This is a genomic window from Acinetobacter nematophilus (assembly GCF_026344175.1).
GTDB lineage: Bacteria > Pseudomonadota > Gammaproteobacteria > Pseudomonadales > Moraxellaceae > Acinetobacter > Acinetobacter nematophilus.
Genome location: NZ_JAPKMY010000005.1, coordinates 218,044 through 234,655, shown reverse-complemented (window position 1 = coordinate 234,655; position 16,612 = coordinate 218,044). Strand labels below are relative to the sequence as shown.

Below are 16,612 nucleotides of genomic sequence, written 5' to 3'. Positions count from 1 at the left end.
AAGTGATATGTTTCTATTTTAAAAATGAGTCAATGATAAACAGGCAGACAAGTGAAGATGATAAAGCGGTCAGCAATAACTGTTGAGTTGAGACAATAAAAAACCAGTTGCAAGCAACTGGTTTTTTATCATAAGAAAGATTTCTTACATATTAGAAAGAATCGAGTCACGGACTTGATTGAGGGTTGCATCAATCGATAACATCACGGCATCTTCACATTGTTTGATGGCTGTATCTGGATCTTTTAAGCCATTACCTGTCACAGTACATACAATTACAGAACCTTCAGCGATTTTACCTGCTTTAATATCACGGATTGCACCGCCGATCGATGCAGCCGACGCTGGCTCAACAAATACACCTTCATACATAGACAGCAAACGTTGTGCTTCTAAGATTTCAGCATCAGTTAACTCATCAAACCAACCCTTTGAATCACGCACAACGGCTTTTGCATGATTAAAGCTTTGTGGATTACCAATACGGATTGCTGTTGCAACAGTCTCTGGATTTTCAACTGGTCCACCACGAAGGAATGGTGCAGCCCCTGAAGCTTGATAGCCCACCATTACAGGACGACCTTCAGGATTTGGACCTGTAAACTGATCAGTTTCAGGGTCATAAACCACTTGTTCAAACTCTTCAATGGTTTGGTTTGCAACTGCTTCAGTGTAGCCCATCCAGTGTGCAGTGATATTTCCTGCATTACCTACCGGCAGGCAGTGGTAATCAGGTGCACGACCTAATGCTTCTACAATCTCATAAGCAATGGTTTTCTGACCTTGTAAACGGTAAGGATTGATCGAATTTACAATAGTCACAGGCGCTTTATCTGCCACTTCTTTTACCAGGCGCATACCGTCATCAAAATTACCACGGATTTGCATGGTAATCGCACCGTACATCATTGCTTGAGCCATTTTACCCATGGCAATTTTGCCTTCTGGGATCAAGACAAATGCTTTGATTCCTGCACGAGCAGCATAAGCAGCAGCGGCTGCAGAGGTATTCCCTGTAGACGCACAGATAATCGCTTTAGAACCTTCTTCAACTGCTTTGGTCACAGCCATGGTCATACCACGGTCTTTAAATGAACCCGTTGGGTTTAAACCTTCGTATTTCACATAAATTTCAACATTTTTGCCAATAAGACGTGGAATGTTGTCTAATTTAATCAGGGGCGTATTGCCTTCATTTAAAGAAATAGCACGTGTAGTTTTGGATACGGGGAGGCGGTCACGATAGCGATCAACAAGTCCTGTATAGCGATTGGCATTAGACATGATGGTGTTCCAGTTGTATGTAGAGCAAATAAAGGTATTCTTTTCGCCTCTAGCCTCTGATCAGAGAAGCTGAATTCGCCATTTGATCGGTTTGAAATGACGAATATATCTGCATCTTTATTATCGATGCAGATGAGGAGAGGATTAAATCCGATTAGTTATCGAGCAATTCTAAACGAATTCGTACGATTTCGCCATGAATAGCAGGTAAGGCTTGAATTTGTGCAATTGCTTCATTCATTTTTGATTCAATAATTGGATCAGTCAAAATCACAATCGGGATCAAATCTTTTAAGCGCGGCTGCTGCATGATTGCATCAATACTGATTCCTGCACGGCTCAAGATAGTAGTGACATCTGCAAGTACGCCCGTTTGGTCTTCAGCATTTAAACGCAAATAGTAACCTGTGGTCATTTCATCGCTGGATAAAATAGGCAAATCTGAAAGTGCTTCAAAAGCCAATTGTGGAATTGTCCCTGAACCATCTTCTGTATAGATGATGTCACGGACAATATCCACAACATCTGCAACAACAGCAGAGGCAGTTGGGCCAGCACCTGCACCGGCACCATAATAAAGTGTTGGACCTACGGCATTGGCGTGTACCAATACTGCATTTTTTACACCATTGACATTGGCAATCAGTTCTTCTTCAGGGATCAGCGTTGGATGAACACGCAATTCAATGCCTTTTGCTGAACGACGTGCTATTCCCAGATGCTTGATTTTATAACCAAGTTCTTCTGCATATTTAACATCTTGTGCCGTTACTTTGGTAATTCCTTCAGTATAGACCTTGTCAAACTGTAAAGGGATACCAAATGCGCATGATGCAAGAATCGTAAGCTTATGTGCTGCATCAATGCCTTCCACATCAAATGTTGGATCAGCTTCTGCATAACCAAGTTCTTGTGCTTCTTTAAGAACATCGGCAAAGGCGCGACCTTTTTCACTCATTTCAGTGAGGATGAAGTTACCTGTACCATTGATGATTCCTGCTAGCCATTCAATTTTATTGGCAGCCAAGCCTTCACGAATGACTTTGATAATCGGGATACCACCCGCAACTGCTGCTTCATAGGCGATCTGTACATGATGATCATCAGCAGCTTTAAAAAGTTCGTTGCCATGTTCAGCCAGTAAGGCTTTATTCGCGGTAACCACTTGTTTGCCATGTTTGATGGCTTCCATAATTACTTCATAAGCAGGATGAATCCCGCCCATAACTTCAACCACAACGTCTACATCAGGTTGGCGCACGATCTCTAGCAGATCTGCACTTTGCTTCACACTTGCAGGTAAATTTAGATCTGGACGTGGACGACGGGTGCCTACGTGGGTAATTTCAATTTCTCGACCGGTGCGACGTCTAATTTCAGCAGCGTTTTCTTGTAGTAGTTTAAGGGCTCCACCGCCTACGGTTCCTAGACCGAGTATTGCCAGACGAACTGGTTTCACGTCACACTCCAATTATGCATATAAATTATATTAAGCTTAGATCATAGCTAAAAAATGCGCCAGACTCTAGAGTCTGGCGCATCTTTATATTGAGCTATAAATAATAGTAAATTTACTGATAAAAATTATTTATTTAAACGGCTTTCAATTTCATCAGCTGTCATATAACCGCCCAGATATTCACCCTCTGCATTGTAGATTGCAGGGGTACCGTTTACGCCCATTCTTAAGCCTAAAGCGTAGAGATCACGAACTGGATTTTTACATGTTGCAGGTGGAAGGGCTGTACCTGCAATAGCTTGATTGAAGGCACTATGGCGATCCGCACTACACCAAATACTTTCCATGGTTGGAATAAACTGTTCACCACGTGGCCAAGGGATATAGCGAATTTCAATGCCTTTTGCCGTGATTTCACCAATATGTTCATGAAGTTTATGGCAATATGGGCAACTTGCATCGGTAAACACATAAATCACATGTTTAACTTTACCTTGTGCCGGATAAACCAAGAGGTCTTTAACATTTAAATCTGCAAAGTGTTTTTTATTTTCAGCCGCTTGAAGTTTGTCACCAATACTACTGAGTTTTTCACCCCCTAAACGAATGACATCGCCTTGGATCAGGAATTTACCGTCAGCAGTTGCATAAACAGAGCTCATTCCTTCCATGCTGATCCAATACAGATTTGGCATTTCAGTCGGTTTGGCATCCAAGATTTTGGCATTTACACCGGCTTTCTTGAAATTGGCTTGGAGTGTTTGGATGAGGCGTTGTTTAGCGTCACGTTCAGTTAAATTTGATGCCTCACCAGTTGCGGGTGCTGTTGCAGTCAAAGTGTCATCTTTTTTTGAGTCTGGCGTTTTTGAACAAGCACTCACTGCCATCGTGCTTGCAATCAGACAAGCCAACATCAATTTTGAACGATTCAATTGCATAAATAACTCTTTTATGTTTCTTCAGCATTATTGTGTGGGGAATTAGCATAGCAAAAAAATGAAAGCCATACTTTAAAACTTGATTAAGGGATGTAAATTATCAGTATGGCTTTAATTTGAAAAACTCAAGCACGGGGGTGATATTTTTCATGCAATTGCTGCATACGCACCTGAGCCACATGGGTATAGATTTGGGTGGTGGAGAGATCACTATGCCCCAAGAGCATCTGCACCACACGTAAATCAGCACCGTGATTGAGGAGGTGTGTTGCAAAGGCGTGCCGTAAAGTATGTGGGGATAATTCTGCTTGAATACCCGCTTGCAAAGCATAACGTTTAATTGCATACCAAAAGTTTTGTCGACTCATGATACCGCCGTGTTGGGTTAAAAATAAGTAATCGGTTGCTGACTTATAGAGCTGAGGTCGAGAAGTATTTAAGTATTGTTCAACCCATTCACAAGCGACCTCTCCTAAAGGAACCAAACGCTCTTTGTTGCCTTTACCTGTAATTCGGAGATAACCCTGTTTTAAATTGATCAAATCGAGTCTTAGATTTAAAAGCTCAGATACACGTAGTCCGCAGGCATAGAGTACTTCAAACATTGCTCGGTCACGTAAGCCCAATGCTGTACTCACATCAGGTGCTTGGATCAATAATTCTACATCCTGCTCAGATAAATCTTTCGGTAGTGCTCGTCCAAGTTTTGGAGTTTTATGAATGGCGACCGGATTATCAAGACGAATCTTTTGCTCACGTAAAAATTTAAAAAATGAACGAAGTGCTGAAAGTGAGCGCGCAATCGAGCGCGGACTTTTACCCTGTTTGGTCAGCTCAATCAGCACATCGGAAATATCGTCATGTGTCCAATCGGGTAAATAAGCATTTACACATTCACTACATTGAATTAAGTCGGATAAATAGGCATTTCTTGTATGCGGACTGACCGTTTGAGCAATTAAATAATCACGAAAACCTTGTAAAAAGCTTAAATTTTCAGGAATGACAACAGCAGTTGGAATACGTGGTTTCTTATTTAACATGGTCTTAGCAAAGTTTAAAGCGTCTTTATGAGAAGAATGTAGACTAAAAAAATAAAGAAGTCGAATATCTAAGGTGAATGAGAATTGTAATGAACCTTACTTGGTAATTATTCTCATTTGTATGTATAATAAACTATATATCGTATTCATTTTAGGGTTAATTGCAGTGCGTTTGTCAGACTTGAAAGTAAAGCAAACTGCCATTATCTCAAAGGTCAGTCGCACCTCAGAAGATAATGTCAATCAGCCAGATTTAGTGGCAAGCCGTTTGGAAACACTAGGTTTTGTGCCTGGCACACGTGTACAAGTGATCACAAAAGGAATTTTTGGCGGTGATCCTATTTTAATTCAAATTGGTTTTACTCGATTTGCTTTACGTAAAGTGGAAGCGCAGAAAATTGAAATTCAACAGGCATTAGAAGGAGCTTCCGCATGAGCGAAACTTTACGTATTGCTTTAGTGGGAAATCCTAACTGCGGTAAAACTTCTCTTTTCAATCACCTCACTGGAACACGCCAGAAAGTTGCCAACTATGCAGGGGTGACCGTCGAGCGTAAAGTCGGCGCTTTTAATTTACCTTCCGGTCGCACGGTTCGTGTTCTGGATTTGCCTGGAACGTATAGCTTAGATGCTACCAGTCCCGATGAAGCCATTACCCGTGATGTTGTCTTGGGGAAAATTGCAGATGAGCAGGATCAACAAGCGTTTTTATGTGTGGTTGATGCCACCAATTTAAAACTACATTTGGGTCTGGTTCTTGAAGTCATTGAGCAAGGCAAGCCGATCCTACTTGTACTCAACATGATAGATGAGGCTCGTCGCCGTGGTATGCAAATCAATACCCAGAAACTATCACAACGTTTAGGGATTCCTGTCGTTGAAACAGTTGCTGTGCGAAATGCAGGGATTGAAAACCTGATGGCGGCTTTGGAAGATGAAAAATTCCGTACCCCAAGTACAGAACTTAGTGATGTAAAGCTTTCAGGTTCTAATCATGAAAAAATCGATCAAATCTTAAAGGATGTGGTGGTTTTTGTAGATCATGAAGATAAGCGAACAGACTTTCTTGATAAAATTTTCCTGCATCCTGTTTTAGGGCTTCTCAGCCTTGCACTCATGATGTTTGTCGTGTTCCAAGCCGTGTTTGCTTGGGCTGCACCATTCATGGACGGAATTGAAGAATTCTTTGCCTGGTTTGGTGAATGGGTGGGGCAATTTATTTCACAGCCATTGCTGAATAGTTTGGTGGTTGACGGTGTGATTGCGGGCGCAGGAAGTGTGGTGGTGTTTTTGCCACAGATTCTGATTTTATTCTTCTTTATTTTGGTCTTGGAAGAGTCTGGTTATCTACCTCGTGCTGCGTTCCTGTTGGATAAACTGATGTTTAAAGCGGGATTAAGTGGTCGAGCCTTTATTCCGTTACTCTCAAGTTTTGCATGTGCTGTACCCGGTATTATGGCGACACGGAGTATCAGTGATCCGCGCGATCGTTTGGTGACCATATTGGTTGCACCTCTGATGACATGTTCTGCACGGTTACCTGTATATGCCTTGTTGATTGCAGCATTTATTCCGGAAAAGATGGTTTGGGGATTCCTGAACCTTCAAGGCTTGGTGCTGTTTGGTCTGTATATGGCAGGTATTGTCAGCGCACTGATTGTTGCAACTGTGCTGAAATTTTTCCAGAAAGACAAATCCCAACATGCGTTATTGATGGAATTACCAAGTTATCGCATTCCGGATATTAAAAGTGTTTGGATTGGGTTGTTAGACCGTGCCAAGATTTTCTTAAAGCGTGTGGGTGGAATTATCTTTGCTTTATCAATCTTGCTATGGTTTTTATGTACTTTCCCTCAGCCACCTGAAGGCGCAACTTTACCCGCAATTGACTATTCTTTTGCAGGGATGTTGGGACATGTCATGCAACCGATCTTTGCGCCATTAGGTTTTAACTGGCAGATTTGTATTGCCTTAATTCCAGCAATGGCTGCACGTGAAGTTGTGGTTGCGGCATTGGGTACGGTATATGCGTTATCAGCAGCAAATGATGATGCAGTTGCTCAAGGTTTGTCCCATTTGATCAGCCAAGGTGATTTAAGTTGGACGGTAGCCACAGGTTTATCATTACTGGTGTGGTTTATCTATGCACCTCATTGTTTGGCAACCTTGGCAACGGTAAGACGTGAAACAGGTTCGTGGAAAACTGTGGCAGGCATGACTGTTTATTTATTTGGTCTGGCCTATCTGATGGCATTCCTGACTTATCAAATTGCATCACGCTATTTTGGTCTATAAGGTGAATGAAAAACCTTAAACCTTTGAGTTAAAGGAGTTCGAGATGATTGAATCATTGATTGTTGCGGTATTGGTAATCTGGAGTGCACTCTTTGTGTTTAAGAAGGTATTCCCTAAGTCGGCCTATTCGGTATTTTCTAAATTGGCTCAATTCTTTCGAGCAAGAGGTTGGTCGCGTTTAGCCCAATGGACTCAGCCAGCAATGGTGAGTGGTTGTGGCGGTGGTTGCGGTTGTAGCACCAATGAAACCGACACAGCTAAAAAAACAGAAGTTCAAGCAGTAAAATGGAAATAACTTGATCTGCACTTTCTCTTGAACCACTGCAAAGTACACACGGCATTGTGTTGAAAAAAAGCCATTCTCAATTGAAAATGGCTTTTTTATTGCTGTTATCTTGTTCTGCCTAGGGTTGACCTATTCCATCAAGTCATTGCTCACAACTGTATAAGATAATGACAGAATTAAACTTGTGTCATCGCGGCACTCTTGAATACTGAATGTTTAAATAACTGATCTGGACAAGAGTTCATCACCACCACTAGCTATGGGTTTCTTCCTCAGTATCATCTTCAAAAGTTTGAGCAATTTTTTCAATATTCAAACTTTTTGCCATGGCATCAAAAATTTCCTTATAAGTACCATCTTGATGGTAAAGCTCATGATGTTCGCCATGCTCTACAATTTGTCCATCCTTCATGACATAGGTGTAGTCAGCATCAATAATTTGCGAAAGACTATGTGAAATCATGATCACTGTTCGACCTTGTTTGATTTCGTCCAGACTCTGTTTAATCTGTTCAGCCGCGATAGCATCTAAACTTGCTGTAGGTTCATCTAAGAAGATAATCGGTGGATTTTTAAGAAACATACGCGCCAGTGCAATGCGTTGCTGCTGACCACCCGACAACAATAGAGCATCGGCTTCATAAGCATGCGGCAATTTTAAAATCTGTTCATGAATTGATGCTTTTTTTGCAGCTTCAATGACATCTTCATTACTGGCTTGAGGCTTACCATAACGAATATTTTCTAAAATAGAACCCTGAAAAATATGATTCTTCTGCAGTACCAAACCAATATGTTCACGTAGGTAGTGGGTATCAATTTCTTCTAAATCCATCCCATCCAGTTTGATACAGCCTGCATTGGGAAGATAAAATTTATCCAACAAACTGATCAATGTCGATTTTCCTGCACCGGATAAGCCCACCAATGCGGTGATTTTATTGGGCTGGATGGTCATATTGATATGATGCAAAGCCTGATGACCATTGGGATAGGTAAAATCGACATGTTCAAGCTCAAATTTGCCATGAATTTTAGGTCGTAGTGTGCCACTGGCTTCGATTTCATTGTCTGCTTCTAAAATATTAAAGAAGCTTTCGGAGTAAATCATTGCCGAGTTAATTTCATCATAAATACGATGTAATGAACGAATAGGTGCAGAGACATTATTAAATAGCAATACATGGTACATGATCATACCGATACTCATTTGACCATCTAAGACAAAATAAGCTGTTAAAATAATAATAAAAACCACACCCACTTGTTCAATAAAAGTTTTCAAACCATCAAAAAGATAGCTGGTTTGGCGGGTTTGCATTTGATTTTCGGTCAGTGACTTTTGTAGATTCAGTTGCTTTGTTGACTCAACACTTTCTTTATTAAAGGATTTAATCACTGTAATTGAATTGATAATACTGAGAATGCCTTGATTCTTTTTTTCAAAATTATCGCGCAATGCACGCCGTTTACCCGACAGTTTCTGAGACTGTTTAAAGGTCAACCAAAAGTAAATAGGAACAATAATGGTGGCAACTAAACCCACCCAAAAATTAGCATAATACATTAAAGCCAAGGCAATGATTGCACTGCTAAATAGAGGTAAAATATCAATAAAAAAGATTTGTACAAGACGTGTCAGTGAGCTTACGCCACGATCAATACGTGTTTGCAATTTCCCGGCTTGATTATTCTGCTGATCGAAAAAAGCCAGTCGATAGGTAATGAATTTCTCAATAATTCCTTGCGAAAGGTCTTGAGAAATTAAAATCCTCAGTTTTTCACCAAATGACTTTTGCCCGAATTGTACAATGGCATTGATGATCTCCTTACCCAATAAAACAAGGCTAATGGTGATAATGATATGCCATCCGTCCGCCAGCCCCTGACCTGCTTGAATCAGCTGATTGATACTGTCTACGGCATATTTAAGAGTAAGTGCATTGACCTGTGCTGTCAGTGAGCCAACCAGTGTTAACAATAAGGTCACGATGACGAGCCAGCGATAGGGACGTACAAAGGGGCGTAGTTTTAGAAATAATTGCCATAAATTCATAAGTTTTTGCTTTTTAGGTTTGGTTTTAGTCTAGAACTGAATAAATTTTGTCACAAGTCCTTCATGTGTTTTGAATTGTGAAGCGCTAAAGTAAACTTTAAGTGAACATGAGTAATATTGATTATCGATGAATCTGGAACTGTTTGAACCTGAAGCGAAAGATAATTTACTGCCTTGCGATGGGGAAGTGAAGGATTTTGGCTTGATCTTAGACCATGCGCAGAGTCAAAAATATTTAGCTTATTTCTTGAAGCATCTGGCTTGGCAGCATGACGAAGTGTATTTGCATGGGCAATATTATCAAACTGAGCGTCAAGTGGTGTGGTATGGCGATGATCATTATCAATATCACTATTCAGGTATGGCGAAACAGGCTCATGTTTGGAATCCTGCTTTATTCCGACTCAAACAACATATCGAACAGCTGACTGGATATACATATAATTCGTGCCTTGCCAATTTATATGAAAATGGTACACAAGGCGTAGGCTGGCACAGTGATGATGAACCTTCTTTGGAATCGCCAGAGAGAAATGTTGTGATTGCCTCGCTGAGCTTAGGGGCAACGAGAAAGTTCAGTTTCAAACACAAATGGAAAGCTGAGAAGGTCGATTTACGCTTACAAAGTGGACAGTTGATTGTGATGCAGGGTAGAACACAACGTTATTGGAAACATATGTTGGCCAAATCTACACGTGTGATTGAGCCACGTGTAAATTTGACTTTCCGCTATTTCTATCCAACCCAATTGTAGTAGCGGTATTTTCTGGCTGATTGCTTTATTTTTTTTTCAACAGACTACGATCAAAGTGGATAAAGTTTGTCATCAAATTGTTCTAGTTTTGGAAACTCCAATGCTGCTAACTGTTCCAGATTTTGTAAATGTTGTTGATATGCGTCCAATAACTGTTGGCGAGCTTCATCGGTGATATAGGGGACATGATAGGCAATAAATGGAGGTAACACTTCAAATCCCACATAAGCCAGTGTGCCACGTTGAATAGGAAGCAGCAAATCTTCAATAGAGCCATGAATTGCGCCTTGCCCGAACATATGGTCACGACCGCCGAGAGTAAAACTGAGCATGGCTTTCTTACCTAACATGCCACCATGATTATAAAAACGTTTACCACCGTAAAAAATACCCGAAACAAAGACTCGATCAATCCATCCCTTTAAAATAGCGGGTACAGAGGTCCAATACATGGGGAAACTGAAAATTAATAAATCTGCTTTTTGAACTTTTTCAATTTCAACTTGAATATCTTGTGCGAGAGCATGGGTTTTCGATGCATGACGTTGCTCCAAGGCATAATTCAAATATTCTTGATTGCTTCGGCTATTAAAGTCTGCTTGAGAGGCAACAGGATTAAAGTTCATTGCATATAAATCAGAGACTTCTACATGATGTCCCAAGTTGTGCAGGACATCAACAGCCTGATTTTTGAGTGCTGTAGTAAATGAAAGTGGTTCAGGGTGGGCGTGAACGATAAGAATATTCATGACAGTCCTTGAAAAATGATGATTTTATTGTTGGATACTTTGATTATTTCTAAATAAATAGGGTTCGCCAATTACCTGAATTATTTTTTTTAGGTCATCTAGGTAAATCAAAACATTTCGTACATAAGTTCGCTGAGACAATACTCAGCATAAAAAAAGCCTATGTTTAAGGGCATAGGCTTTCTTACTCTGAGGAGGAATTGTTTTCTAAAAAACAATACCAAAATATCATGGATTACTGAAGAACATAATCATATTATGAGAATGTAAAAACATTATCAAGAGAGAAAAACATTACAAAATGTTAAATTATCAATTTATCCCTTCTTGTGGATGAAAGGCAGAAAGTTGATCATTGGCAGACAGTGCTTGGTAACGTTTTTCGATTTGTGCTGCTGAATCTTGTAAGGTTTCAATCAGTTTTTGAGTATTGACGTATTCAAAACGATTTTTAGAAGCAAGTACAGTCAGCGCTAAAGGTGCTTCTTTGCTTGAGAATTTAACGGGAATAGACAGACCTGAAACATTTGGATCAAGCTCGCCTTGTGAAAAATAGAAGCCTTGTTTTTTGATTTTTTTCATCTTATTGATAAAGGTTTCAGCATTTTCAGCAAAGTTGACCTCTGCCAGTTGAGTTGCAAAACGATTGTAGTAATCATAAATTTTTTGCTTGGGTAAATGGGCAATGATGACTTTAGGGGATGAACCCATAAATACTGGGCGAGGACATCCACGTCCATAAGATAATAACGTTTCATCACGGTAGACCTCATGATGAACATCGATACAGTAGTCATCGTTCAGATGCGTCAATAGGCAACACAATTCAGTACGCTCTGAGATTTCCTGCATAAATGGCTTACTGATACGTACCAATGGATCTGTGGTTCTAGAAATATAATCCATGACTGCAATTTTAGGACCCAGCGTATAGTCACCTGAAGTCCCATTTAAACGTTGCAAAATATCAGCCGACACTAATTCTTTCAAATAACGATAGCTGGTCGGTTTCGATAGACCAAGCTCTTCACAAATCACATCGACATTAATTACTGGGCGAGACACCGAAAATAAATCTAAGACGGTGAGAATTTTGCCAAAACTTGAAAGTGCCATTGATGACCTACTCAATAAGTGAGAATCAAAAAATAAAAAATTAATGTTACTTTATAACAAATTGTTCAAGAAAAAACAGCCGAATTTGCAATGTAATCGCAAATGATTCTAGATTTTTTACTTTAATGCTAATTTTGAGAAAAAGTACTTCATTTGGGTGATGATTTTCAATATATTGTAATTGATTATCAAAATAAGATATTTTTATTGACTTGTTGTTGGTTTTTTGAAAAAATTGTTCTGTAAATATCTAATGACGAAATTTACCTATTAAAAATAGTTTAAATTTTGTGCATAAATTTACATTGTCAATTGAGTCTTTCTCTACTCAATGGTTGTACTGAGCAAAATCCTAAATTTGTTCCTCTATTCAGTTTTTATTCATCACACTGTTTAAATGGTTAAGCAGTGCGTTTTTTTGGTCGTGAATAAAAGATAAATCGTACAGCTGAGAAACCAACATCATTCAATTACCGTGAGTCGCAGGCATGTTACTAATCAAACCACTATTGGCTTTTAGACCCAATAAACTGGATTGGATTTTTGCGGCTAAAACATTTATCGCAGGCATGCTGGCGCTCTATATTGCGTTTGAATTAAACCTCAGTTATCCCATCTGGGCGATTGGTACGGTGTTTGTGATTGCCAATCCGTATTCGGGCATGTTGGCATCTAAAAGTATTTATCGGATTCTAGGAACCTTGTTTGGAGCGATTTTTGCAATCGCAGTGATGCCGCATTTAGTCAATACGCCATGGTTATTTACTTTTGTATTGGCAAGTTGGGTAGGGGTATGTCTTTATTTATCTTTGATTGATCGCTCACCGCGCAGTTATGTGGTGATGTTGGCAGGTTATACCGCAGTTATCATTTGTTTTAACTCAATTTTTTATATTGATACAGTTTCAATTTTTGATATGGCGGTGGGACGATTCTTAGAAATTTCTTTGGGTGTCGTGTGTAGCGCGGTTGTCTCGGCAACAATTTTTCCCATGCATATTGGACCGGTTATTCAAATGCGCGTGTCTAAAACCATGCAAGACACCAAACAGGCATTTGACTCCATCCTGTCAGATGCTCAACATTCTGAAAATTATACTCAGCTCCTGGCAAATATCACACGTGATACCACTGATATTCACACCATGGCCGTGCATTTAAGTTATGAAACGTCAAAGTTTAAGGGCATGACCAAGCCATTACAGGAGTTATTACATCAGGTGACGATGCTGGTAGCAAATTTGGTCGCAATGTCTGAAAGAATGAAACAGCTTGATCAGATTGATCTGAACTACCGTCCATATTTGCAAAAGTTCCATCATAATGTAGATGTCTTTTTGGACAATGACCGCGTCATTCTTGAACATGAGCTCAAACATTTACCTGAACATTTTGAATCTGATTTTCAAGCCATTGTTGACCATGCATCTCCAGAACAACACATTATTCTGGGCAGTTTGAAAATGGATATTCGCCATTTTATTCAAAATGTCCGTGCGGTGAAACTGATTTGGCAATGCATGCAGAGAGGAGACAATACCTTACCGGAATCCATTACACCATTAACCACAACCTATCCAAGTCTGCATCGTGATTATGGTGTTGCTGTTCGAGGGGGAATTTCCGCATTTCTCAGCACTTTACTTGCCTGTACATTCTGGATTTTAAGCGGTTGGAAAATGGGCTTCATGTTGGCCGAGATGGCGGCAATTACAGCCTGTATTCTGACATTTTTAGATGATCCAGTGCCTGCATTAAAAATTTTTATTCGTGCCAGTGTTTATGCTGCATTTCTGGTGTTTATTTATGCCTATGGCATTTTTCCACATGTTACCGCTTTTTGGGAATTGGCAATCGTATTGGCGCCTTTCATTATGTTTTGCGTGATGTTGTATTTGCATCCGCCTTTACACGCACTGGGTTTGCCGCTGATTATGAGTACCGTCATGGGACTGAATTTACAAAACCGCTATATGATGGACCAAGTGACTTTTTTCGATGCTTCAATTGCGACAGTGATTGGACCGATTATTTCGGTCTGTGTCATGCAGATGGTCCGTTCGATGTCACCTGAAATGACCGTAAAACGTATGTTGACCTTACACTATAAAGCAATGCGTGAAAGTATCACTATGCCTTATGGCACAGGGTTCAGAATCCATTTGAGAAGTATTCTTGACCGTATTGGTGTTTTAAATACCAAGCAGATCCAGTCAGAACAACTCAAAGTAGAAATCAATAATGCATTGATTGAATCAAGTGCGGCAATTGATTTAACACGTTTACAAGAGCTGCTTCAAAAACTTTCTCCCGAATCAGCAAGCACAAAATCGATTGCCAAATTACAGGATTTGCTTGAACAGTGGTGGACTGAAAAGAAGCATAGTCAACCCATCGATCATTTAAAACAGCAATTGATCGAACAATTTAATCAAGTGATTGAGGATGTTCAAGCCGTTGGTGATGAAGACATTCGACATCGTATTGAAATTTCAGTGAATAATATTCGAAGCAGTATGTGTCATATTCAACAGGCTGAGCGACAGCCTCCCCGCGTTTTACTTGGAGCATAAATATGGGTGAGCTAAATATCTATGGTGTTTATGTCCCAATATTTTTAATCCAAGCTGTGGTGGCTTTTTTGATTTGGAAAATTGTCTGTATTGGTACAGATCGCTTGGTTGAAAAAGAATGGATTGCATTACCAGGTATTTTTAATATTTGTATCTATATGATTTTATTGTGGTTGATACATTGGATTTTTATTCAAATCACCACTTAGTGGTGGGTTGAGTATTTTAAAAGTTTAAGGTTAAAAAAATTTAAGTTTAATGATTGGATGTGTGAAATGAAGACCTTTGATATACGCAAAGCAATACGCCCAATATCCTTAGCGATTGTGGTCATTGTTGCGCTACTTTGCGTACGGCATATTTGGAATTATTACAATGCTGAACCATGGACGCGAGATGGTCGTATTCGTGGAGATGTCATTCAAGTATCGTCCGATATTGCTGGATTGGTGACAGAGGTCATGGTGCAAGATAACCAAACGGTAAAAAAAGGGCAGGTACTTTTTAAAATCGATGTGGCCCGTCAGGCTTTAGATGTTGAGCAAGCCAAGTCCGATCTCGCCAAAGCACAATCTGGGCTGGCTGAAGCTGAAGCTGCACTTGCAGAAGCAAAAGCCAATATTGTGAAGTCAAAAGCCAACATTAATCTTGCAGATAAAAATGCACGCCGATATTCAGATTTAATGGATGGGGCAATTTCTAAACAAGAACAAGATCAAATGTTTGCAACACGAGATCAAACCCATGCTGAACACCAGCAACGAGAAGCTGCTGTACAACAGGCGGAAGCCAATATTAAGCAGCAGAAAGCCTTGATTGAAGCTGCCAATAGCAGTGTCCATCTGGCACAGCTGAATTTACAACGTTCAGAGGTATTGGCACCTGCGGATGGAACATTATCCAACTTTGATTTACGCGTTGGAAACTATGTGAAGGTCGGGCAAGCTGTTGCAGCTTTGTTAGATCGCAAACAGTTGTATGTAGTGGGTTATTTTGAAGAAACCAAACTCAATAAAATTCATTTGAATGATCCTGTCACTGTACAACTGATGGGAGACTCAGTGAAATATAAAGGTCATGTACAAGGCATTGCATCAGGAATTGAAGACCGTGAGCGCACCACGTCTTCAGGTTTATTGGCCAATGTGAATCCAACCTTCAGTTGGGTACGTTTGGCGCAGCGTGTTCCTGTTAAAATTTTTTTAGATGATGTGCCGCATGATTCATTGGCGTTTGTCGCAGGGCGTACAGTGACTGTACATATTTTGGAAAAACACAAAAAATAATCCATTCCAGTCATTCAGCCTTAAATTTTAGACCCATCCGATGATGGTTTTTTTTATACGTTTAAGTCTGCCATAGCAGGCATGTCGATTTCTTTTACACAACTTGCTTTACTGGTGGATAATATAAATTGGATAGCAAGAACGACATCTTGCAAAGGAATAAGTTGAGCACCACTCTGTAGAATCACTTCATCTACCGGGGTACCGATATCAAACTCAGTAGCCAAATAACCCAAGTTTAAGATGCTAATCCCAATTTGATCTTTGCGTAAGGTTTGGCGTAATGCCTGCACAATCCCTCTTAGAGCGAATTTGGTGGCAGAAAACACCACTTCATTTCCATTGTGGTTGTCTAGCCCCCACGTGGAACCAATCAGGATGATTTTGGCATTTGCAGAAAGGCGTAAGTTTTCTAGTAAGGATTGAATCGCCAAAATACAGGACTGAATATTGATCTGAATTAAATTCGAAATTTCTAAATCTGAACACTGTTCAAACGCATAATCGGTATCAAATGCTTTTTCTTCCCATATACCGACATTGTAAATCAGATAATCGACCGTTTGATGTTGGATTTGATTTTTTACTATGTCTCTTGCTTGTTCAGGTTGAGCAAGATCAGCACAAATCCAATGGAAATTTGGCAGCGCTGATTCAGGTTTTGAACGAGAAATTCCAAAAACCTGATCATGCATTTGTGGAATTGTGTGTAAAAGGGCTTGTCCCAAGCCTTTACTGACACCATACATTACAAAGGTTTTTGACATTTTGAC

Annotated in this window: 15 protein-coding genes; 7 read left to right on the top strand and 8 right to left on the bottom strand. The window is 40.0% G+C overall.

Annotated elements, in window-relative coordinates; genetic code table 11:
- Positions 1-144: 144 nt before the first annotated feature.
- The 4 genes from thrC to xerD all read right to left on the bottom strand — a co-directional run bounded on the left by thrC (position 145) and on the right by xerD (position 4,724).
- A complete protein-coding gene (gene thrC, locus OSH00_RS11835) occupies positions 145-1,284 on the bottom strand; it encodes a threonine synthase (RefSeq protein WP_266130575.1) in 1,140 nt (379 codons plus the stop codon).
- Between the two features lie 154 nt (positions 1,285-1,438).
- Positions 1,439-2,743, bottom strand: a complete 1,305-nt coding sequence (locus OSH00_RS11830; protein WP_266130574.1) for a homoserine dehydrogenase — start codon at positions 2,741-2,743, stop codon at positions 1,439-1,441.
- Between the two features lie 125 nt (positions 2,744-2,868).
- Complete coding sequence (locus OSH00_RS11825) at positions 2,869-3,681, bottom strand: DsbC family protein (protein WP_196077017.1); 813 nt, start codon at positions 3,679-3,681, stop codon at positions 2,869-2,871.
- Positions 3,682-3,806: 125 nt separating this feature from the next.
- Positions 3,807-4,724: a site-specific tyrosine recombinase XerD gene (gene xerD / locus OSH00_RS11820; RefSeq protein ID WP_266130573.1), complete on the bottom strand. Its 918-nt coding sequence runs from the start codon at positions 4,722-4,724 to the stop codon at positions 3,807-3,809.
- Positions 4,725-4,890: 166 nt separating this feature from the next.
- Here xerD and OSH00_RS11815 point away from each other — a divergent pair, with 166 nt between their 5' ends.
- The 3 genes from OSH00_RS11815 to OSH00_RS11805 are packed head-to-tail and all read left to right on the top strand — an operon-like array spanning position 4,891 to position 7,314.
- Positions 4,891-5,160, top strand: coding sequence for a FeoA family protein (locus OSH00_RS11815; protein ID WP_196077035.1), 270 nt, complete (start codon positions 4,891-4,893; stop codon positions 5,158-5,160).
- Entirely contained in the window at positions 5,157-7,019 is a 1,863-nt protein-coding gene (feoB, locus tag OSH00_RS11810; RefSeq protein WP_266130572.1) for a ferrous iron transport protein B, read from the top strand. The genes OSH00_RS11815 and feoB overlap by 4 nt, the downstream gene beginning before the upstream one ends.
- 43 nt (positions 7,020-7,062) lie before the next feature.
- Entirely contained in the window at positions 7,063-7,314 is a 252-nt protein-coding gene (locus OSH00_RS11805) for a DUF6587 family protein (RefSeq protein WP_266130571.1), read from the top strand.
- Positions 7,315-7,558: 244 nt separating this feature from the next.
- Here OSH00_RS11805 and OSH00_RS11800 read toward each other — a convergent pair whose 3' ends face one another.
- On the bottom strand, positions 7,559-9,361 hold the full coding sequence (locus tag OSH00_RS11800; RefSeq protein ID WP_266130570.1) for an ABC transporter ATP-binding protein: 1,803 nt from the start codon (positions 9,359-9,361) through the stop codon (positions 7,559-7,561).
- Positions 9,362-9,488: 127 nt separating this feature from the next.
- On the opposite strand from OSH00_RS11800, the gene OSH00_RS11795 reads away from it, so the two are divergent.
- Entirely contained in the window at positions 9,489-10,115 is a 627-nt protein-coding gene (locus OSH00_RS11795) for an alpha-ketoglutarate-dependent dioxygenase AlkB family protein (protein ID WP_266130569.1), read from the top strand.
- Positions 10,116-10,165: 50 nt separating this feature from the next.
- Here OSH00_RS11795 and OSH00_RS11790 read toward each other — a convergent pair whose 3' ends face one another.
- Entirely contained in the window at positions 10,166-10,864 is a 699-nt protein-coding gene (locus tag OSH00_RS11790) for an NAD(P)H-dependent oxidoreductase (RefSeq protein WP_196077023.1), read from the bottom strand.
- Between the two features lie 312 nt (positions 10,865-11,176).
- A complete protein-coding gene (locus tag OSH00_RS11785; protein WP_266130568.1) occupies positions 11,177-11,980 on the bottom strand; it encodes an IclR family transcriptional regulator in 804 nt (267 codons plus the stop codon).
- 488 nt (positions 11,981-12,468) lie between these two features.
- On the opposite strand from OSH00_RS11785, the gene OSH00_RS11780 reads away from it, so the two are divergent.
- The 3 genes from OSH00_RS11780 (at position 12,469) to OSH00_RS11770 (ending at position 15,839) form a co-directional block, all read left to right on the top strand.
- On the top strand, positions 12,469-14,553 hold the full coding sequence (locus OSH00_RS11780) for an FUSC family protein (RefSeq protein ID WP_266130567.1): 2,085 nt from the start codon (positions 12,469-12,471) through the stop codon (positions 14,551-14,553).
- Positions 14,554-14,555: 2 nt separating this feature from the next.
- Positions 14,556-14,762, top strand: a complete 207-nt coding sequence (locus OSH00_RS11775; protein WP_266130566.1) for a DUF1656 domain-containing protein — start codon at positions 14,556-14,558, stop codon at positions 14,760-14,762.
- Between the two features lie 66 nt (positions 14,763-14,828).
- Positions 14,829-15,839: an HlyD family secretion protein gene (locus OSH00_RS11770; RefSeq protein WP_266130565.1), complete on the top strand. Its 1,011-nt coding sequence runs from the start codon at positions 14,829-14,831 to the stop codon at positions 15,837-15,839.
- 53 nt (positions 15,840-15,892) lie between these two features.
- On the opposite strand, the gene OSH00_RS11765 is transcribed toward OSH00_RS11770, so the two are convergent.
- Positions 15,893-16,606, bottom strand: coding sequence for an SDR family NAD(P)-dependent oxidoreductase (locus OSH00_RS11765; protein WP_266130564.1), 714 nt, complete (start codon positions 16,604-16,606; stop codon positions 15,893-15,895).
- Positions 16,607-16,612 lie beyond the last annotated feature (6 nt).